General features: G+C 59.2%; 12 protein-coding genes and 3 pseudogenes. 7 read left to right on the top strand and 8 right to left on the bottom strand.

All coding sequences use genetic code 11. The annotated features are described in order from the left end of the window. Positions 1-892 precede the first annotated feature (892 nt). Positions 893-1,906 carry a GlxA family transcriptional regulator gene (locus ABID26_RS34505; protein WP_354417958.1) on the bottom strand — a complete coding sequence of 338 codons (1,014 nt, stop codon included), beginning with the start codon at positions 1,904-1,906 and terminating at the stop codon, positions 893-895. Positions 1,907-1,994: 88 nt separating this feature from the next. On the opposite strand from ABID26_RS34505, the gene ABID26_RS34500 reads away from it, so the two are divergent. From ABID26_RS34500 to ABID26_RS34485, 4 genes are read left to right on the top strand one after another with little or no spacing between them, the layout of a single operon-like run. Further along, positions 1,995-3,245, top strand: coding sequence for a sarcosine oxidase subunit beta family protein (locus tag ABID26_RS34500; RefSeq protein ID WP_354417956.1), 1,251 nt, complete (start codon positions 1,995-1,997; stop codon positions 3,243-3,245). A gap of 26 nt (positions 3,246-3,271) precedes the next feature. Continuing rightward, positions 3,272-3,541 (top strand): sarcosine oxidase subunit delta, encoded by a 270-nt coding sequence (locus ABID26_RS34495; RefSeq protein ID WP_354417954.1) that lies wholly within the window; start codon positions 3,272-3,274, stop codon positions 3,539-3,541. Then, the gene (locus ABID26_RS34490; protein WP_354417952.1) at positions 3,538-6,507 is read left to right on the top strand and encodes a sarcosine oxidase subunit alpha family protein; all 2,970 of its coding nucleotides are present in this window, start codon (positions 3,538-3,540) and stop codon (positions 6,505-6,507) included. The genes ABID26_RS34495 and ABID26_RS34490 overlap by 4 nt, the downstream gene beginning before the upstream one ends. A gap of 7 nt (positions 6,508-6,514) precedes the next feature. After that, a complete protein-coding gene (locus ABID26_RS34485) occupies positions 6,515-7,048 on the top strand; it encodes a sarcosine oxidase subunit gamma family protein (protein WP_354417950.1) in 534 nt (177 codons plus the stop codon). Between the two features lie 686 nt (positions 7,049-7,734). Here ABID26_RS34485 and ABID26_RS34480 read toward each other — a convergent pair. The 3 genes and pseudogenes from ABID26_RS34480 to ABID26_RS34470 form a co-directional block, all read right to left on the bottom strand. Continuing rightward, on the bottom strand, positions 7,735-8,007 hold the full coding sequence (locus tag ABID26_RS34480) for an MmgE/PrpD family protein (RefSeq protein WP_354417948.1): 273 nt from the start codon (positions 8,005-8,007) through the stop codon (positions 7,735-7,737). A gap of 41 nt (positions 8,008-8,048) precedes the next feature. Then, positions 8,049-10,466: a GcvT family protein gene (locus ABID26_RS34475; protein ID WP_354417946.1), complete on the bottom strand. Its 2,418-nt coding sequence runs from the start codon at positions 10,464-10,466 to the stop codon at positions 8,049-8,051. A 239-nt stretch (positions 10,467-10,705) separates the two neighbouring features. Beyond that, positions 10,706-11,581: pseudogene (locus ABID26_RS34470) on the bottom strand (LysR substrate-binding domain-containing protein); the annotation flags it as partial. 277 nt (positions 11,582-11,858) lie between these two features. Between ABID26_RS34470 and ABID26_RS34465 the strand changes: the two are divergent. Then, positions 11,859-13,217 carry a trimethylamine methyltransferase family protein gene (locus ABID26_RS34465; RefSeq protein ID WP_354418007.1) on the top strand — a complete coding sequence of 453 codons (1,359 nt, stop codon included), beginning with the start codon at positions 11,859-11,861 and terminating at the stop codon, positions 13,215-13,217. Here ABID26_RS34465 and ABID26_RS34460 read toward each other — a convergent pair. Then, the gene (locus tag ABID26_RS34460) at positions 13,207-14,169 is read right to left on the bottom strand and encodes an IS3 family transposase (protein ID WP_354418006.1); all 963 of its coding nucleotides are present in this window, start codon (positions 14,167-14,169) and stop codon (positions 13,207-13,209) included. The genes ABID26_RS34465 and ABID26_RS34460 overlap by 11 nt on opposite strands. Continuing rightward, the gene (locus ABID26_RS34455) at positions 14,052-14,318 is read right to left on the bottom strand and encodes a transposase (protein ID WP_354417944.1); all 267 of its coding nucleotides are present in this window, start codon (positions 14,316-14,318) and stop codon (positions 14,052-14,054) included. Before ABID26_RS34455 ends, ABID26_RS34460 begins: the two co-directional genes overlap by 118 nt. Before the next feature lie 65 nt (positions 14,319-14,383). Here ABID26_RS34455 and ABID26_RS34450 point away from each other — a divergent pair. Further along, positions 14,384-14,605: pseudogene (locus ABID26_RS34450) on the top strand (trimethylamine methyltransferase family protein); the annotation flags it as partial. Between the two features lie 501 nt (positions 14,606-15,106). On the opposite strand, the gene ABID26_RS34445 reads toward ABID26_RS34450, so the two are convergent. Continuing rightward, positions 15,107-15,799, bottom strand: a complete 693-nt coding sequence (locus ABID26_RS34445; RefSeq protein WP_354417942.1) for a helix-turn-helix transcriptional regulator — start codon at positions 15,797-15,799, stop codon at positions 15,107-15,109. A 350-nt stretch (positions 15,800-16,149) separates the two neighbouring features. Here ABID26_RS34445 and ABID26_RS34440 point away from each other — a divergent pair, with 350 nt between their 5' ends. Continuing rightward, positions 16,150-18,198 (top strand): NADH:flavin oxidoreductase, encoded by a 2,049-nt coding sequence (locus ABID26_RS34440; protein ID WP_354418005.1) that lies wholly within the window; start codon positions 16,150-16,152, stop codon positions 18,196-18,198. Between the two features lie 365 nt (positions 18,199-18,563). On the opposite strand, the pseudogene ABID26_RS34435 reads toward ABID26_RS34440, so the two are convergent. Continuing rightward, positions 18,564-19,169: pseudogene (locus ABID26_RS34435) on the bottom strand (transposase); the annotation flags it as partial. Positions 19,170-19,271 lie beyond the last annotated feature (102 nt).

The following is a 19,271-nucleotide window of genomic DNA, read 5'->3' as shown; positions in this document are numbered from 1 at the left end:
CGTCGAGCTGCTCAGGCGTCGCGGCAAGAGCGAAACATGAATCGAAGTGCCACGGTTAATGGTGGGCTCGTGCGCATAAAACGAACAAAGACATCGTCTACATGACGTCTCGGGGGAAAGTCTCACGATGTTACTACGATTCGTTAAGAAAGGTTTTTCTTGCATGGCTTCAACTCGCCAAAGCTTTTGACTTTCATACGTTGACGGTCTTCACCGCTTCGGATGCAAACGGTGAAAGTGTCTCAATGATTGCGATGGCTATAGAAATGCGTCGAAGGCATGATGTTTTGCGAAGGCATAACTTTGTGGCCGACTATGAGTGCAACATGATTGGGTGTATCCTAGAGCGCCGCACGGCTATCTGAATCTAATACGGATTACCACCACATCCTTCTCATTCAGCTCTTATGGCTAATCCTGAGCTTCCAGCATCGCCCGAAGTGAGCACTTCGACGCTCGTGAACAGCCTGGCAGAGGCCGAAAGGTGGAGCGCGAGTATTTTTAGGATATCTGTCTGCATAGGCGTTCCGAGCCAGTCCAGACGCTATCATTTGCCATCGTCAGGAGGTAAAGTGTTGGATTTACGTCATGGCCGACCAGAAAACCGCCAGTCATGCGGCAACCACGCTCTCTAAACATGGCTTCATGCCGCCTGCCGAGCGGGTATCGACAAAAAATAGGTCCTTCATGTAGGCCGGCATCGCACTCAGATTTGCCTTCAATAATGATTGCAGTATAGTCGCCCTGAACTGTCATAGAGACCGCATAGCCCGATCGGCACGCAAATTCCTCCATAATCCCCGGCCGCACCAGGAAAAGGTCTGTTTTTGACCTGATCCGGCAGTGCGCGGCGCCGCTGGATTTCATAGCGGTTACCGAAGTGTCGCCAAGATCATGCAGGTGGTCTCTCCGAAACAGGTCGATACGGGATGCTGCTCACCGCACCTCGTCTACATGAACGCCGATCTTTCAACGGACTTTTGCCGAAAAAATCCGAGTAGCAACGGGAGAAATGCCCAGCGCTTGAAAAGCCGGTGGCAAATGCAATCTCGGAAACCGACAGAGGAGTTTGTTGCAGAAGCCGGCGCGCGTGGGCGAGCCGGAGATTTCGACAGACTTCAGTATAGCCCGCCTTAAGGTGCTCGGCGAACAAACGGTCAAGGTTGCGCGTGCTTACACCGGCATAGGCAGCTATCTGAGCCCGGTCCATCGGCTGCTCAATTGCGGCTTCGATCTTTGCCAGAATATTGAGTAGGACGGGATGGTTGACGCCAAAACGCTCCGCAGAAGATGCTCTTTGCGGGGCGGTCGGCTCCGCTACTGCGGTATGAAGATACCAATCAGTGACGCGGCGGGCAAAATCCCCTCCCATCCTGTCGGCAATAAGGGCGTGCATCATGTCTAAGGGCGCCACGCCCCCGCCACATGTTATCCGATTGCCATCCAGAACGAAACGAGCCTGTCTGGGATTGAGGTGTGGAAAGGCTTCTTTGAGAGCTGCGGCATGTTCCCAGTGAATTGTAAAGTCTCGTCCATCCAGCAAACCGGCCGCTGCTAGAACATAGGGACCGCCTGAAATCCCACCTATTCGGCCCCCCCCTCGAGCGAATTGCCGAAGAGCCGTATAGAGCGCAGGAGACCCCAATTTCGACGGATTGCCACCCGCACATACGAAGATGATGTCAAAGCGCGATAAGCCCATCCGCCGGCAGGGAACGATGGCGCCTGATGAGCTTTCGACCGCCGTGCCATCGGACGATAGCGTTTCCACATCATAAAGAGACCGGCCCGCCAACAGGTTTGCGGCTCGCAGCGGCTCTGTCGCCGAGGCGAAGGACATTAGTGCGAACCCCGGTAGTAATAGAAACCCAATGTTTTGAGTTAACCGGCTGTTTTGCTGGCTCATGGCCGTCACCTGCTTTTTTCTGGCCGTTTTGTGAAAGTCGTACCCTAAGTCTCCCGCTATAGAAAGCCGAACGAAATGGAACAGGTCAATGCGCTACTCAGCTTTCTCCATTTTCCTGAACGGCTTCCGTGGCAACACCGCCTGGAAGCCTGCATGGCGTGCACCGGCGTTGAAGCGTCATTATGATGTGATCATCGTTGGTGGCGGCGGTCATGGCCTTGCCACAGCTTATTATCTTGCCAAGGAATTTGGCATCCGCGACGTCGCAGTTCTGGAAAAGAGCTATATCGGCTCGGGCAATGTGGGCCGTAACACGACGATCATCCGCTCAAACTATCTTCTGCCCGGCAACAACCCATTCTACGAGCTCTCCATGAAGCTTTGGGAAGGTTTGGAGCAGGACTTCAACTTCAATGCCATGGTCTCGCAACGCGGCGTTTTGAACCTCTTCCATTCCGACGCGCAGCGAGATGCCTACACACGGCGTGGCAACGCAATGCGCTTGGACGGGGTCGACGCTGATCTGCTCGACCGCGCACAGGTGAAGGAAAAGCTTCCCTTCTTGAATTTCGACGAGGCGCGGTTCCCTATTCAGGGCGGACTGCTACAGAAGCAGGGCGGAACCGTACGCCATGACGGTGTTGCCTGGGGTTATGCACGCGGCGCCGACATGCGCGGCGTCGATATCATTCAAGGATGCGAAGTCACCGCCATCCGACGTGAAAACGGCAAGGTGACCGGCGTCGAGACATCGAAGGGGTTTATCGGCTGCGGCAAGCTTGGCGTCGCCGTCGCCGGCAACTCGTCGCAAGTTGCCGCCATGGTCGACATGAAGCTGCCGATCGAAAGTCATGTGCTGCAGGCTTTCGTCTCGGAAGGCCTCAAGCCCTTCATCGATTGCGTCGTGACCTTCGGCGCGGGGCACTTTTACGTGTCGCAGTCCGACAAGGGTGGCCTGGTCTTTGGCGGCGACCTCGACGGCTATAATTCGTACGCTCAGCGCGGCAATCTTGCGACGGTCGAACACGTCATGGAAGCCGGCAAGGCGATGATCCCTGCTCTCTCGCGTGTCCGGGTTCTGCGGTCCTGGGGCGGCATCATGGACATGTCGATGGATGGATCGCCGATCATCGACCGCACTTCCATCGACAATCTCTACCTCAATGCGGGCTGGTGCTACGGCGGCTTCAAGGCGACGCCGGCGTCCGGGTTCTGCTTTGCTCACCTTATCGCTAAGAACGAGCCGCATGCAGTGACCCGCGAAATGCGTCTCGATCGGTTCGAGCACGGCTATCTCATCGACGAGAAGGGCCAGGGCGCACAACCGAACCTTCACTGATTTTCCGGGAAAGCAAGGACACCCAAATGGCAAGCCTCATCCCCTGCCCCCATTGCGGGCAACGGCCCAAGGAAGAATTCACGATCAAGGGTGCGGCTCTTACCCGTCCCTCTGCGGACGCAGTCCAGAAGACATGGTTCGATTATGTCTACCTGCGCGACAATCCACGCGGCGCCTATCAGGAATATTGGCACCACACCTCCGGATGTCGCCGCTGGCTGGTGGTAAGCCGAGATACGGCCACCCATGATATTGATGACGTGCGTGACGCCGCGCGCAAGGAGGCAGCGGAATGACGTCCTATCGTCTTGAGAAGGGTGGTCTCGTTGATCGCTCTCGGCAACTTTCCTTCACCTTCGACGGCAAACACCTGGTCGGCCTCGAAGGCGACAGTCTCGCATCGGCTTTGCTGGCAAACGGCCAGATGCTGATGGGCCGCTCGTTCAAATACCATCGGCCGCGCGGCGTCCTGTCGGCTGGCGCATCCGAGCCCAATGCGCTGATGACGATTGGCCTGGGCGGACGCACCGAACCAAATACCCGTGCCACCATGCAGGAGCTTTATGAAGGCCTCGTGGCGCAGAGCCAGAACCGCTGGCCCTCGCTCGATTTCGACATCGGCGCGCTCAACGGTCTGCTGTCGCCCTTCCTCTCCGCCGGTTTCTACTACAAGACGTTTATGTGGCCGGCTGGTCTGTGGGAAAAGCTCTACGAGCCCTTCATTCGCAAAGCCGCCGGCCTTGGCAAGGCGACCTATGAGAGCGACCCCGACCGCTATGAGAAATCCTGGGCGCATTGCGATCTCCTGGTCATCGGCGGCGGCGCCTCCGGCTTGGCGGCAGCGCTGACGGCTGGCCGTGCCGGTGCGCGTGTCATCCTGGTCGACGAAAATTCAATGTTCGGCGGCGGTCTTTTGTTCGAGACCGCCCTGATCGGCGGCCTGACTGCCTCAAGCTTTGTCCGTCAAACAATCGCTGAGCTTCAAATTTTGCCCAACGTGCAGCTTCTCTCGCGCACGATTGCTTTCGGGTGGTATGACGGCAATGTCTTCGGCGCGATCGAGCGGGTACAGAAGCATATCGCCGAACCTCGGGCCGAAGTGCCGGTCGAGCGGTTGTGGCGCATCGTGGCAAAGCACGCCATTCTCGCCACCGGTTCGGAGGAGCGCCCGCTGGTCTTCGGCGGCAACGATATTCCCGGTGTAATGATGGCATGCGCAATGCGTGCTTATCTCAACCGTTACGGCGTTGCTCCGGGCAAATCGGTGGCGATCTTCACGACCAACGACAGCGGGTATGCGCTGGCTCAAGACCTCGAAGCCTCCGACGTGCGGCTTGCGGCCATTATTGATAGCCGCTCTTCGGGACCAGCGGCGAACGTCTATACCGGCTCTGCCCGGATCATTCGCGGGGCGTTCGTTTCCGACGCCCACGGCGGCAAGGCACTTTCCTCCATCACCATCTTCAAGGGTGGCCGGACAGAAAAGCTGCGTGTCGATGCGCTCGGAGTCTCCGGCGGCTTCAGCCCGATCATCAATCTGGCATTTCATCGTGGCGGCAGGCCTACTTGGTCGGATGCAGAGGGTGCGTTCGTAGCAGACGAGGACCGCAAGGGACTGTCATTGGCAGGCGCCAGCGCGACGACGATCGGGATCGCCGCATGTCTCGAATCCGGCTCCGCCAAGGCAGTCACTTTGCTTGGCTCCCTCGGCCTCAAGGCAGAGGCCGCAGCCTTCGGGGTGGTGGACGGTGATATCGTTTCTCCTGTCGGGAAGGCGCTTTGGACCGTTCCTGGCGTAAAGGGCAAGGCGTTCATCGACTACCAAAATGACGTCCATCGCAAGGATATCCGCCTTGCGGTGCGCGAAGGCTACGGGCACGTCGAGCTTGCCAAGCGCTATACCACGAACGGCATGGCGACTGACCAGGGCAAGCTTTCGAACGTCAATGCCATTGGTCTTTTGGCCGAGGCGCGCGGCGTTTCTCCAGGCGCTGTCGGCACCACGACGTTCCGCCCCTTTTATACGCCTGTCTCATTCGGTGCGCTTGCGGGCACGTCGCATGGAAAGCATTTCCAGCCGGTGCGCAAATCGCCGCTGCACGATTGGGCCGCAAAGAACGGTGCGGTCTTCGTGGAAAGCGGTCTCTGGTACCGTTCTGCCTGGTTCCCCCGGTCGGGAGAGACCGGCTGGCGCGAAAGCGTCGATCGCGAAGCAAAGAATGTCCGCATCAATGCCGGCCTTTGCGATGTGTCGATGCTTGGAAAAATCGAGATTACCGGCAAGGATGCCGCGGAATTTCTCGACCGCGTTTATTGCAATGCCTTCAAGAAGCTGCCCGTCGGCAAAGCCCGCTATGGCCTCATGCTGCGTGAAGACGGCTTCATCTACGATGACGGTACCACCAGCAGGCTCGAAGAGGACCGCTTCTTCATGACAACGACCACCGCCTATGCGGCTGGCGTCATGAACCATCTGGAATTCTGCGCTCAGGCGCTGTGGCCAGAACTCGACGTGAGACTTGCCTCCGTCACCGATCAATGGGCGCAGATGGCGATTGCGGGACCCAAAGCGCGCTTAATTCTGCAGCAGATCGTCGACGAGGATATTGCCAACGATGCTTTCCCCTTTTTGGGAGCCAAAGAAGTCTCGCTATTCGGCGGCGGGCTGACGGGGCGGTTGTTTCGCATCTCCTTTTCCGGCGAACTGGCCTATGAACTGGCCGTGCCCGCAGGCTACGGCGAGTCAGTGGCGGACGCCCTGATGGAAGCCGGCAAGGAACATGACATCTGCGCCTATGGCGTTGAAACGCTGTCGGTGTTGCGTATCGAAAAAGGACATGTCACGCACAATGAGATCAACGGCACGATCGTGCCTGGCGATCTTGGTTTCGGCCGGATGGTCTCTGCCACCAAGGCTGATTTCATTGGCAAGCGGATGTTGGAACGCGAGGGCCTCAACGACCCGAACCGCCATCAGCTTGTCGGCGTCGTCCCGCTCGACCCTACCTCCTCGTTCCGCAGCGGCTCCCACATTCTGCAGAAAGGTGCGGCCGCAACGCTGGAAAACGACCAGGGTTATGTAAGTTCGAGCTGCTACTCTCCGCATGTCGGCGCGACCATCGGCCTTGCGCTCGTCAAGCGCGGCGCATCGCGTCATGGCGAGGAAGTGCAGGTGTGGAACGGCATTCGCGGCGAGTACACGACCGTGCGACTTTGCAGCCCGACGTTCGTCGATCCGACCAACGAAAAACTGAAAACCTGAGGTCCCGATGTCCATATTCGCGATCGAACACCGCGCTGCGCTCAGAGGCAAAAACCCCCTCCTCTCGGCAGACGTGACACTGACTGCCCTTCCGGAAGGACTTGTTCTACAGGCGCTTTCCGCAAGCGGAAGCGGTAATCTCTCTGAGACGATTATTACCGCGCTTGAAAGTGATGCTCTCGCCGTCAGGAGCCTATCGCCGGGCCAATATTGCATCGTTGGCCATGATCCTGTGTCGCCCGCAGCTCTCTCCGAGATCGTACACAAGCTGAAGCCATATGCCGACGTGGTAGACCAGAGCCACGGCCGCGTTCGATTCGAGATTTCTGGCGCCAAGGCCGCTCTGGTGCTTGCCAAGGGTACGGCGGTGGACCTTGCCTTGGAAGCTTTCCCGGTTGGCCATGCGACGACGATGCTAATGGACCACATCGCGGTCACTATCACGAGAATGACCGAATTTGGCTTCGAGCTGATGGTACTGCGGGGGTTTGCTGAAAGCCTCTGGGACGAGCTCGTTGATCTTAGCTCTCAATATCGCTGATTCACAATTCAACAAGACGAGCTTTGTGCTAAACGCGCACTAGCCTTGTTATAGAACGTGGGATTACCTTCCCAATGTCGAATCGTGCCGCAGCCTGCCGCGCCGACATACCCGCGTCCGAAGCCTTCAAACCCCGATCGAATATTCCTCGCTTAATGCTCTCGCCATCATCCACCTCACGAGAGTGGATGTTGAATCAATAAAAAAGCGCAGACGTCATCTCACAGCTCCGCGATCACTTCAAATTCCCCGGTTACGTTCAATCAACTCCCTCACCTGCAAGGCAGGACCGGAAGTGGATTTGTTGGGTTGACTTTGTTCATGGGCAAGGGCTTCAGCGGCTTCTTTGAGACGATAGCTGCGTCCATCGGACTCAATGTGATGGCAATGATGCGTCAGCCGATCGCCGATCGAGTATTGTCCTACTCATACTGTTGTCGTGCAAGTACATTCCCCAATCCTGCACCACCCGATTGAAGGGTGACGCTAACGTTGCGGCACAGATTGTAGCGCTGATGGATCGTGCCACCCAGGCCCCAGACGTATGGTAGTCGGGAACGGTGCCGTGCAGCGAAATAGCGGAGTGAATGGCGATTTCGCAGTTGCGGCGCCCGTGCGAGGCCTGCCAAGTCCAGACGGCGCTTCGACTCGGCTGGCCAAGACACCGCAACCGGCGTGTCCCTTCGTCAGCGGATGGCCGTCATGGCGTCGAACCTGTCGATCGTCGTGGAATTTGCGAGCGGCGCGCCTGCTATGCTTGCCGAGCGCCCGTAGAAGAAAAAACGGCTGCCTGAATGCGACGCCGCGAAAAGCTGAAGTGCCGTGTCGCGTATGATCCGGTTTGCCTCGAGCTTGGATCCGGCCGCGGCGACGCCGATCAGATCGAGCAGGAAGCGCTTGGCATGCTTGAGGACATCGGGCGGGATCGCCCCAAGCTCGGTGGTGTGGATAAATTCCACCGCGTTCCTAGCCTTTTCTCGCCGTGGTTTCGCAGCGCCACCTAAGCCCGCAGCCTGAGTCCTTCGGGGTCGAAAGGTGGTTTATGGAGAATGACCGCCTCATGCGGCCGACCTAGGATCGCAACGCTCACTTTGTCGCCGGCCTTGGCGGCTCCCGCCTTGACGTAGCCCATCGCCAGCGACTGCTCGACGAAATAACCATAGGCGCCCGACGACACCTGGCCGATCGGCGTGCCGTCCGGCAGGAAGATCGGCTCGCCGCCGGTGGCGTCGGCATCCTTGGCGGACACGGAAAGCATGATCAGCTCGTCCCGCGCCGGCTTGTCAGCCACGGCCAGATAGGCATCGCGGTTGAGGAACTCCTTGTCCGTCTTGATCAGGCGGTCGAGATTGACCTCCTGCGGCCAGTATTCCGGCGAATACTCGCGGCTCCAGCTGCCGTAACCCTTCTCGACGCGCAGCGACATCAGCGCCCGCGAACCAACCGGCCCGGCGCCGACTTCCGCGCCGGCCTTGAGCAGCGCGCTGTAGAGCTCGACCTGGTCGGCGGCCTTGCAGTGCAGCTCCCAGCCGAGATCGCCGGTGAAGGAGACCCTCAGCGCCACGACATCGACGCCGGCGACCGTGATCTGGCGCGAGCGCATGAATGGGAACGCCTCGTTCGACAAATCGTCATTGGTTAGCCGCTGCAACAGCTCACGCGATTTCGGCCCCGCGATGTTGAAGCCGCCAAGCTCCTCGGTGCGCGAGCGGAAGGTCGTGCCTTCGGGCAGCGGCACCGATTTGAAGAAGCGCTGATGGAAACGCTCCGCCATGCCGGAGCCGATCACCATGAACTCGTCATCGGCCAGCCTGGTCACCGTGAAGTCGCCGGCGATGCCGCCGCGCTTGCCGATCAGCGGCGTTAGACAAGAGTTGCCGACCTTGGTCGGCATACGGTTGGCGAAGAGCGCGTTGAGCCAGGCTTCGGCGCCCGGACCTTTCACCTCGTATTTCGCGAAATTGGAGATGTCGATGATGCCGGCATGCTCGCGCAGCATGCGGGCTTCGCGGCCGACCGGTCCCCACCAGTTCTGCCGCGTGAAGCCGATCGTTTCCTCGCGCGGCTCGCCTTCCGCGGCGAACCACAACGGATGCTCCCAGCCGAAATTGAAGCCGAACACGGCACCCATCTCCTTCTGCATTTCATAGGCGGGGCGGGTCCGCACCGGACGGCCCGCGGCGCGCTCCTCGTTCGGGAAATGGATCTTGAAGCGGTGGCTGTACTGGTCCTGCACCCGCGCCTTGGTGAAGGCCTTGCCGGCCCAATGGCCGAAGCGCGCCATGTCCCAGCCGAACATGTCGAGCGAAGGCTCCCCCTCGATCATCCACTCGGCAGCGAGCTTGCCCATGCCGCCCGATTGCGAGAAGCCGGGGATGATGCCGTTGCAGCAGAAATAATTGTTGACCTCCGGCGCCGGGCCAAACAGCACCGCGCTGTCGGGCGACCAGATCATCGGACCGTTGATCACCTTCTTGACGCCGGCGGTGGCGGCCGCGGGAACACGCTGAACGGCGCGCATCATGTTTTCCTCGATGCGGTCGAGGTCATCGGGAAACAGCTCGTGGCCGAAATCCAGCGGAGTTCCCTCCTCGGCCCAGAACTTCATGTTGCGCTCATAGGCGCCGATCAGCAGGCCGAGGCCTTCCTGGCGCAGATAATATTCGCCGTCGCGATCGGCGACCGAGGGCAGGCGCCGGCCCATGGAGGCGATTTCGGGAATGGTCTCGGTGACGAAATATTGATGCTCGGTCGGGATCAGCGGCAGTTGCAACCCGGCCATGGCGGCGACCTCCCTGCCCCACAAGCCGGCGGCGTTGACCACCCATTGCGTGCGGATGTCGCCCTTCGGCGTACGAACGATCCAGCTGCCGTCCGCTTGCGCCTCGGTCGCCGTGACCGGCGTGAAGCGATGGATCTCGGCGCCGCGTTGCCGTGCGCCGGCGGCGTAGGCCGCCGTCACGCCTGAAGGATCGACATTGCCGCCCTCCGGCTCATACATGATGCAGCGTATGCCGTCGAAATCGACCAGCGGATGCAGCCGTTCCGCTTCGTCGCGGCCGACCTCGTAGAAGTTCATCTTGTAGCGCCGCGCCTTGGCTTCCTGGAGCCGCAGCTGATGCTCGCGCGCCTCGGTCTGGGCGAGATAGAGCGAGCCCGGCTGGAAGATGCCGCAGCCCTGGCCGGTCTCGGCCTCCAGCTCCTTGTAGAGCGCCATCGTGTAATGCTGCAGGCGGCTGATGTTGGTGGAATCATGCAGGCCGTGGATGTTGGCCGCTGCATGCCATGTCGAACCGGAGGTCAACTCGCTGCGCTCCAAAAGCACGACGTCCGTCCAGCCGAACTTGGCGAGATGGTAAAGGATCGAGCAGCCGATCAGACCGCCGCCAATGACGACGGCTTGTGCATGAGTACGCATTGTGTGGGCCCCTCGAATGATAATCGATCTCAGTTTGGCGGCGTTAGGGCGCCGATCGAGGGCATCTTAGAGACAGCGGAAAAATTCGGAAAGCGCCGATGACCACAGTTCCGACCGTCCCTGGCCAAATAAAACGAGGTCATTGACCGTTAAAAATCTACGACGGAATTAGCCTCACCTGCCGCCGGCGATGGTGTATGGGCGTCTGGATGGATAGGCAGCGCTCCCGGCATGAAGCTTTGCGCCTCCGCGAGTATCCATTCCCGCACTTTCTTGACCACCGCACCCTTCGAAGTCTGGCCCTCCGAAAGATAGTAGTTCCAAGGGCTTTCGACCTGCGTCTCGAAGGGCTCGACCAGCAGCCCGCGCTCCATATAGGTGCGTGCAAGCGAGAGGGTGGTCACTACGCACCCTGCACCATTAGCGGCCAATTCAAGCGCGATGTTCGTTGAGTTAGTCGAGAGCCGCTTATCATTCGCTGCCGCATCAATGCCGAGCGCCGTCGCCATGTCCTGCCAGAGCTCTTGACGACCATGGACTGAGATCCAGTTAGCCTTGAGCACATCCTCAGGGGCTCTGAAGGCGTTAGGCCCCTCGAGAAACTGCGGCGTGCAGAGAAGTATAAGCCGGTCCCCCCAAAGCTGTAGCGCGCTATTAGGCCGGTTATCGTAGCGCCGAATAGTGATTACGAAATCGGCGATCTGCTCCGTGCGCTCCTCCCAGATCGTGCCGTGCAACAGGATTTCGATCTCCGGGTTTTGCCGGCTGAAGTTCGCAATGCAGCGCGCTAGCCAGTTCTCTGCGAGGCTGGTGGGACACGAGATAACCACAGTCCTGTTGCGCGCCGCAGCCAGCACGGATTCGGTCGCAAAATCGATCTGATTGAGTGCCTGCCTAAGTGTCGGGAGGAACGCCTCGCCCATCTCTGTCAGCATCAGACTGCGCGGATAGCGAATGAAGAGCTGCCGACCGAGATATTGCTCTAACGCGCGCACGTGGTTGCTGATCGCAGCCTGAGTGTACCCGAGCTCGTTTGCGGCCTCTGTGAAACTCAGATGCCGAGCCGAGCATTCGAAAGATCTTATGTAGTTAAGGGGCGGTGGAGGGGGTTTCATAGGGTCCTCTTTCCCCACAGTAAGCGGTCCCTACCGCTGCTGCAACAGCCTTCGCGCCATGACCTCGGTTTTCTTGGTCATTGACTGCGTTCTTATCGCGTGATGGGCGTCCTCACTTTGGTCATAGTCTGGACCATCGAGGTGTACGCCACGCTGATAAAGACGCCCGGTGGCGAAAACGCGCAGGTATCCAACAACAGAGCATTCGGGATGTTCGAGCCGGGGACGGGCGGCTCGACCTCGATCGCTGGAGCAACGGAACGAAAGGCATTCGGTGATGAGTCAGGACAGGCGCGGCGGCGGACGGCGATCACGGGCTGCGCGGGCTAGCGGCGGCATTCCGCAATTGCCTTGGCAAGAAGTGCGTAATACCTACGGACCCACGCAGATCCTTGACGAGGAGCGCATTGAGGCGCTGCACCGAAATTCCATGCGCATCCTATCGGAGCTCGGGATTCGAGTTTTGAGCGAGAGGGCCTTGGACATCTTCGCTGAAGCTGGCGGTATCATCGATCGCGAGAACATGACCGTTCGAATTGACCAGTCGTTCGTTGATGCCGCGCTGGCGACCATTCCCTCGAGCTTCACGCTGACCAGTCGCAATCCCGCTAAGCGGCTCACCATCGGCGGCAATGCGATGGCCTTCGGCTTGGTCGCGGGGCCACCCAACGTACACGATCGCGTCAATGGCCGCCGCGCTGGCAATGCTAAGGATTACAACGACTTCACGCGGCTCGCGCATTATTTCAATGCGATCCACATCCTTGGCAACCAGGTCTGCGCGCCCATCGAGCTGCCCGCGAATTCTCGCCATCTCGATACCTACAATGCCAACTTGACGCTAAGCGACCTCTGCTACCACTGCACGGCAATCGGCCGCGGCCGAGCGATCGACGGCATCAAGATGATGGCGATCGCGCGCGGGGCAACGCTTGAGGACATGCGCGCCACTCCGGGCGTCATTACGATCATTTCGGTCAATTCGCCCCGCCTGTTCGACGACGCGATGGCAGACGGACTGATCGCCATGGCCGAGCATGGCCAGCCGGTGACGGTGACGCCGTTCACGTTGATGGGCGCGATGACACCTGTCACGCTCGCTGCAGCCCTATCCCAGCAGAATGCCGAGGCGCTGTTCGGGGTGGTTCTGACGCAGCTCGTCAATCCCGGCACGCCTGTCATGTATGGCGCCTTCACCTCCAACGTTGATATGCGTTCGGGTGCGCCGGCCTTCGGCACGCCCGAAAATGCCAAGGCGAACGTCATCGGTGGCCAGCTCGCGCGCCGCTACGGCCTGCCATACCGCACCTCAAACGCCAACGCATCAAACGCTGTCGACCTGCAGGCAGCCTACGAGACCGGAATGGCGACCTGGGGGGCAGTCCTGGGTGGCGCCAACCTGATCTATCACGCGGCCGGCTGGCTGGAGGGTGGACTGACCGCTTCCTACGAGAAGCTCGTGCTTGACGTCGAGATTCTTCAGAACATGATAGACTATCTCAAGCCTATGCCCTTCGCAGAGGAGGATCTCGGCTTTGAGGCCATCAAGGCCGTGTCGGCCGGTGGCCACTTCTTCGGCTCGGAGCACACCAGGTCGCGTGACCTGCTCCCCGTTTTGTCCGCGCCTATAAGTTAGCCCTGTTCACGTTGTGGTCCGATCTGGACCGGGTTGCAAATTCGTTCGGTGTGAGCCCGTCGAGGCTCGTGTGGGGGCGGTTCACATTGTAGTCGATCCTCCATTCTTCGATGCTGTCTCGGGCATGCCGATAGCTGGTGAAGAGCCGCTCGTTGAGACACTCGTCGCGCATCCTTCCGTTGAAGCTTTCCACGAAGCCGTTCTGCATCGGCTTGCCCGGCGCGATGTAGTGCCATTCAACATGCCGGTCTTCCTGCCACGCCAGAATGGCATTCGAGGTCAGCTCAGTGCCATTGTCCGACACGATCATGCAGGGGTAGCCGCGATGCTCGGCGATGATGTCGAGTTCTCGGGCGACACGTTCGCCCGAGATCGAGTTGTCGACGACGGTCGCCAGGCACTCCCGGCTGAAGTCGTCGATGACGCACAGGATCCGGAAGCGGCGGCCGTCGGTCAGCGTGTCGGAGACGAAGTCGAGGCTCCAGCGCTGGTTGGCATCCTGCGGTATCGCCATCGGTGCTCTCGTGCCGAGCGCCCGCTTGCGGCCACCGCGTCTGCGCACCGTCAGCCTCTCTTCGCGATAAAGCCGGTAGAGCTTCTTCCAGTTCACCGCCACGCCTTCGCGCTTCAGCAGAAGGTGCAGCCGGCGATAGCCGAAGCGTCGGCGCTCGGCTGCCAGTTCCCGCAGCCGCTTTCGCAGGCCCGCGTCGTCCGGTCGGCTCGAGCGATACCGGTAAACCCGCGGCTCCATGCCGACGAGCCCGCAAGCACGACGCTGCGAATAGCCCTTGTTCTCGATCGCCCAGGTCACGGCGGTCCTCCTCGACCCAGGCGTCAGAAGTTTTTTCCGAGCATCTCGCGCAAGGTCGAGACGTCGAGCATGGCGTCGGCCAGCAGGCGCTTCAGCTTGCCGTTCTCCTCCTCGAGGCTCTTCAGCCGCTTCGCCTCCGATACGTCCATGCCCCCATACTTCGAGCGCCACTTGTAGAACGTCGCATCGCTCACACCGTATTTTCGGCAAAGCTCCGTGGCCGAAAGCCCCGCCTGGTGCTCCTTCAAAATGCCGATGATCTGTTCGTCGGAGAATCTCGGTCGCTTCATTGCCCTGTCTCCTCATCCGGATGACAGGCTAACCTCAAAGCGAGGACATTTCACGGGAGCAGGTCACGCGCTATGAGACCGCCTTTTACCAGCCGATACTTTCCAACTGGCAAAACTACGGCGCTTGGCAGGAAGCCGGGGGCAAGGACGCGCTCGACCGCGCGACCGATATCTGGCGGCAGGCGTTGCGCGAATATGAGCAACCCACCATGGATCCGGGTATCCGCGAGGAACTCGATGCCTATATCGCTCACCGGAAGGAGGAAATTGGATGTGGGGAGCCATAGTCATACGGGTAGTAAGCTGACGGAAACGTATATGCCATCAACTGAAGAACCAGATTTCGTGTCACGCAACCGCTTCAGCGTTTCTGCCGGAGGTCTGGACCCAACGAGTCGACACAAGCACTACGTCGCAGGGTTGCGCCAGCACGCCGGCGTCGATCCCAGCGGACGTTTTGCTACCGACGGACAGTGACAAATTAGCTCCAGCGCTATCGCACCCCCGCTTGGACTTCGGCCCGGAGGCATTTCAAATTGCGAGGCTCGAAATGTGCTGAGCCTTTTTCACTCCCCCTGCGGTGTGGCGACCAGCCGACTTAGCGCATATGTCGACTGGACGGGCCATTCTTTCACCGCAGCCGCTTGGGCAGGCACTGGCACGCCAGCCAATTAGCACCACTCTCTCGATCAGACCCGCGCCGACAAAGTAGATAGATCGACGCCAAAAAGCCGCGCGATCCTGTGCTCCGTTAAGAATTGGGCTCGCTTGAAAATGCACGCGGTTAGCTATGGTGACTTCGCTTCCCCCGTCGCCAGCTTCAGATAGTAGTAGACAGCCGTGCGGCTGATGCCGAGCCGTGCCGCAGTTTCGCGCACTGCACCGCGCATTTGGAATACACCCTGACCATGCAAGCGGCGCACAAGCTCGATACGATCTTCACGGTCGAGAAGATGCGGTGGACGGGGCGATTCTTCAATTTGACGACTTATCACCTGCCGCAATGGCAGTGAGCTCGGCAAAAAAGTCTCGAGTATCTCTTTCGGGTGAGGCTCTGTCCGGGTGAGCTGTGCGATCGCTTTTTGCGCCATGAGCAGGTCGCCCGTTGCGTAGTTGATGGCTAAGTAAGCAATCGTTTTTCCACCGATCATAATCGGCAGCAAACTGACCCGCAGTTGTCTGCCGTCTGGGCCGATCGAACTGTAATTGTACAGCGGCTCTCGCATATCGTGCATTTCGGTCTCGCCGATCGCAATGCGAGTCATGAGATCGCCTATACCGCGGCGCGTCACATGTCCATTGCCGATCGCAAGAATACGCGGTGGCGAAGTCCGATTATCGTGCAGCGCCACCTCGCAGTCATTGGCTATGCTGCGCGCAATCTGGGGCACGAGTTGAGCGAGCACTTCCAAAACGTCCTGCACACACCGAGTATTTCGTTCACCTAGCTGATGCGCCCCATTGCTCGACTTACGTTTCATCATTGGCACCTATACAGATTGCAAATCCGTCGCGCGTCTCCGTCGCGGTGCGCCATCATCGACAGTCACCGTGTTTGGATCAAGCATTTCCATGCCGTACGCGTGCCGCGGTCGCTAAAAGAGTGCCATCAAATCAGATGCCCTGCCTTAAAGTTCAAGCCGCTTGACAATATGTCACGCGCTGTCATTCTGTCAACATGAGGGCGACTGGATTGCGCCGCCATACGGATACGAACGCCAGTAAGGGAGGACGATATGGCCCTTCTAAATCGTCGCGTCTTTAGTGATGCTTTAGTTGATTTTATAAGCCGACACCGCGCAGTCTTGCCCTGGAGCTTCGAGTGACGGCAATGACAACTGTTGAGCAAATGACGAAGGATCCGCTTCTCCAGCCTCTGACCATTCGTGGTCTGACGCTGAAAAATCGCGTTATGAGCTCGGCTCATGCCTCCGCCATGGATGACGACAATATGCCGAATCTGCGGTATCAGCGCTATCATGAGGAAAAGGTCAAAGGTGGTCTAGCGCTGACCATGTTCGGAGGCAGTTCCAACATCGCGCCGGATTCGCCTTCGACGTTTCGCCAGTTGGACGCCGGAATCGACCGGATCATTCCCTACTTCCAGCAGTTCGCTGAGCGCATTCATCAGCATGATGCTGCCCTTATGTGCCAAATCACCCATCTCGGTCGTCGCGGCGATGCCCAGACTGGGGCGTGGCTGCCGATGATTGCGCCATCGTCGGTACGCGAAGAACTGCACCGGAATTTTCCCCGGCAAATGGATCGGTGCGACATCGATCGAGTCGTGCGCGCATTCGGTCAAGCAGCTCGCCGCTGCCGCGAAGGCTTGCTGGATGGTCTGGAGACCTTAGCCGGTGGACATCTGATCGGTCAGTTCCTTTCGCCGCGAACCAATCTACGCGACGACGACTTCGGGGGGAGCATCAAGAACCGTGTTCGCTTCGCACTCATGGTTCACGAAGAAATTCGCCGCCAAGTCGGCGAGAAATTCGTCGTCGGTATGAGATTGTCGCTGGATGAGGGTGACGGCGGGTTGAGGTTCGATGAGGTTCTGGAAATAGCTACGATCTTGAAGCAAGAAGGAGCAGTTGATTTCTTCAACTGCATGGTCGGCAGAATGGATACGGAGCTGACCCTGGTTGAAGAAAACATGCCTGGCATGAGCCGCCCTCTAGCACCCTTCCTCGACCTGGTCGGCCGGTTTCGTCGAGAGATCGGAGTGCCGGTGTTCCATGCGGCGCGAGTTACTGATGTTGCTACTGCACGCCATGCGATCCGCGAAGGCCTGCTCGACATGGTAGCCATGACCCGCGCCCATATTGCTGATCCAGAGATCGTCAACAAGATCGTGCGTGGCGAAGAGGATCGGATCCGCCCTTGCATCGGCGCTTCGCATTGCATTTACAAAAAGCCGCACTGCATCCACAACCCCGCTTCGGGCCGAGAGACATTGTTGCCGATGACCGTGACCGCGAGCGCGACGCCGAGCAAGAAGGTCGTCATTATTGGCGGCGGGCCGGCAGGAACGGAAGCCGCGCGCGTCGCTGCCGAACGCGGGCACAACGTAGTTTTATTCGAAGCCGCCCCGCGTCTTGGTGGGCAAATCTTGTTAGCAGCCAAAACCTCTTGGCGGAAGGATCTGATTTCCATTGTTGATTGGCGGGTGAGCGAACTAGAAAGGCTCGGTGTGGACGTACGGTGCAACGTATTCGCGGAAGCGGACGACGTGCTGGCTGAACGCCCGCATCATGTCTTTGTCGCGACAGGTGGCATACCAGCCGGTGGTGACCTCCCTGGCGCCAACCTCCCCGGCGCCAACCTTGCAGTTTCAAGTTGGGATATTCTCTCCGGGGATGTTCGTCCCGAAAAACACGTGCTGATCTGCGACCACACCGGTCGCCACGAAGCCGTTGCCACGGCCGATCATCTTTCGGGCAACGGGCACATTGTCACGTTAGCCACGGCCGACGCCTATGCCGCAACTGAGATGGGGTACCCCGATAGGATAATCTTTCACAAGCGGCTGGCGGCGCAGGACGTCACGACACTTCCATACCTGAAGCTTAGCGATATCCGTAGAGAGGGCAATCGGCTTGTCGCAACGCTGATCCATCAACTCACAAATGCCCGGCAAGAAATCACCACTGATCAGGTAGTTTTGGAGACGGGAACGATGCCCGTAGCGGAGCTTTTCTTTGATCTAAGCGAACGTTCGCTCAACAAGGGAATTACGGATGTTGATGCAATGGCAGAATGGTTACCGCAGCCGCGGCAAATTGGGGACGGGTTCGCGCTGCACCGGATCGGCGACGCCTTAACGTCGCGCACGATCCATGCCGCAATTTTGGAAGCATACAGGTTGACGGTAAATCTGTGACCATTTGAACGACAACCGACACTCGGCTGTTGTCGCAGTTACGCCTTACGATGTTGTCTTCTCTGCCGGGCAGCGAGACCGAGGTTAGCAGTGTGCATTGCGAGGCTGGGTCGTGAGAGCCGATTACGATTTCAAAGGCAATAAAAAGCGAGGAGGTTCCAGCGGAGGACCAGTATCTGATGTCGCGGAGCTGGCGTGCTGAAGCCAAAGTTTCCCTACGCGCGGAACTCCGGCGAAGACGGCATTTCGTTCATCGCAACGACTTGATTACCGATTGTTGTTAGTCGCCCGTGAAGAAAGCCATTTCGGCACCGGCGTTGAAGGCGAGCCCCGTTTCAGAGGCTATTGCGGTTGATCTGCGGAGGTCAGGCTGATCGTGGCTGGACCGGTGACGCTGGAGCGGTTGCAAGCAGCGCCAGGAAGAAGGCAAACAAAAGCCTCAGCCAGTTGAGCAAGAGGCTGAAGTTGTAGCCGACGGCGGCGAGCATGGCGTTGTTGGCGTCGCCTTCGGTGAAGGCCAGGAAGTTTCGGCCCATGCGGTGGTCCTGCTTGAGATGGCCGATGACCGGTTCGACGGCGGCCCGGCGTCGCAGTGCCCGCTTGATGGTCTTGGTGAGGCCGCGCCTGTAGCCGGCGACATGGACCTTGAACATCTTGTCCTTCGGCGCGTTGTGGCCGCGATAGCCGGCATCGGCGACGATCTTACCGAGATTGGCGCCGATCGCGGTTTCGATGGCGGGAATGACGGTGGCCAGCGTGTGGCCGTCATAGGGATTGCCGGGCAGCGCCTTGACATGGGCGACGAACTGGCCGCCGCGGCTGCGCTGCAGCGTGGTGGCGACCGAGACCTTGACGCCGAACTCATAGGGCTTGTGGGCCTTACCCTTGCCGATGCATTCCACCTCGGGAGCGTGCAGGGAATAGACCTTGCGGCCGCGCTCGCGCTGCCGCTGGTCCCTGACGCGCCGGGCAAGCGACGTAAGACCTTATGTCCTTTCTGGTTGCCGGCTGTGAGGTGGTTCGCCCTACACTGGCAGTGTTGAAGCGAGGGTTGCTCGTCGAGCCTATCCTCA

The organism is Mesorhizobium shonense, from assembly GCF_040545255.1.
GTDB classification, from domain to species: Bacteria; Pseudomonadota; Alphaproteobacteria; order Rhizobiales; family Rhizobiaceae; genus Mesorhizobium; species Mesorhizobium shonense.
The sequence above is the reverse complement of the archived record's forward strand: the minus strand, read 5'-3'. Positions and strand labels throughout refer to the sequence as shown.

Excerpts from the sequence above, each read along its gene's own strand:
- ABID26_RS34500 (WP_354417956.1), top strand. The coding sequence starts at position 1,995 with ATGCGCTACTCAGCTTTCTCCATTTTCCTGAACGGCTTCCGTGGCAAC.
- ABID26_RS34445 (WP_354417942.1), bottom strand. The coding sequence starts at position 15,799 with ATGAAACGTAAGTCGAGCAATGGGGCGCATCAGCTAGGTGAACGAAAT.
- ABID26_RS34455 (WP_354417944.1), bottom strand. The coding sequence starts at position 14,318 with ATGAAGCGACCGAGATTCTCCGACGAACAGATCATCGGCATTTTGAAG.
- ABID26_RS34440 (WP_354418005.1), top strand. The coding sequence starts at position 16,150 with ATGACAACTGTTGAGCAAATGACGAAGGATCCGCTTCTCCAGCCTCTG.
- ABID26_RS34475 (WP_354417946.1), bottom strand. The coding sequence starts at position 10,466 with ATGCGTACTCATGCACAAGCCGTCGTCATTGGCGGCGGTCTGATCGGC.
- ABID26_RS34465 (WP_354418007.1), top strand. The coding sequence starts at position 11,859 with ATGAGTCAGGACAGGCGCGGCGGCGGACGGCGATCACGGGCTGCGCGG.
- ABID26_RS34485 (WP_354417950.1), top strand. The coding sequence starts at position 6,515 with ATGTCCATATTCGCGATCGAACACCGCGCTGCGCTCAGAGGCAAAAAC.
- ABID26_RS34490 (WP_354417952.1), top strand. The coding sequence starts at position 3,538 with ATGACGTCCTATCGTCTTGAGAAGGGTGGTCTCGTTGATCGCTCTCGG.
- ABID26_RS34495 (WP_354417954.1), top strand. The coding sequence starts at position 3,272 with ATGGCAAGCCTCATCCCCTGCCCCCATTGCGGGCAACGGCCCAAGGAA.
- ABID26_RS34505 (WP_354417958.1), bottom strand. The coding sequence starts at position 1,906 with ATGAGCCAGCAAAACAGCCGGTTAACTCAAAACATTGGGTTTCTATTA.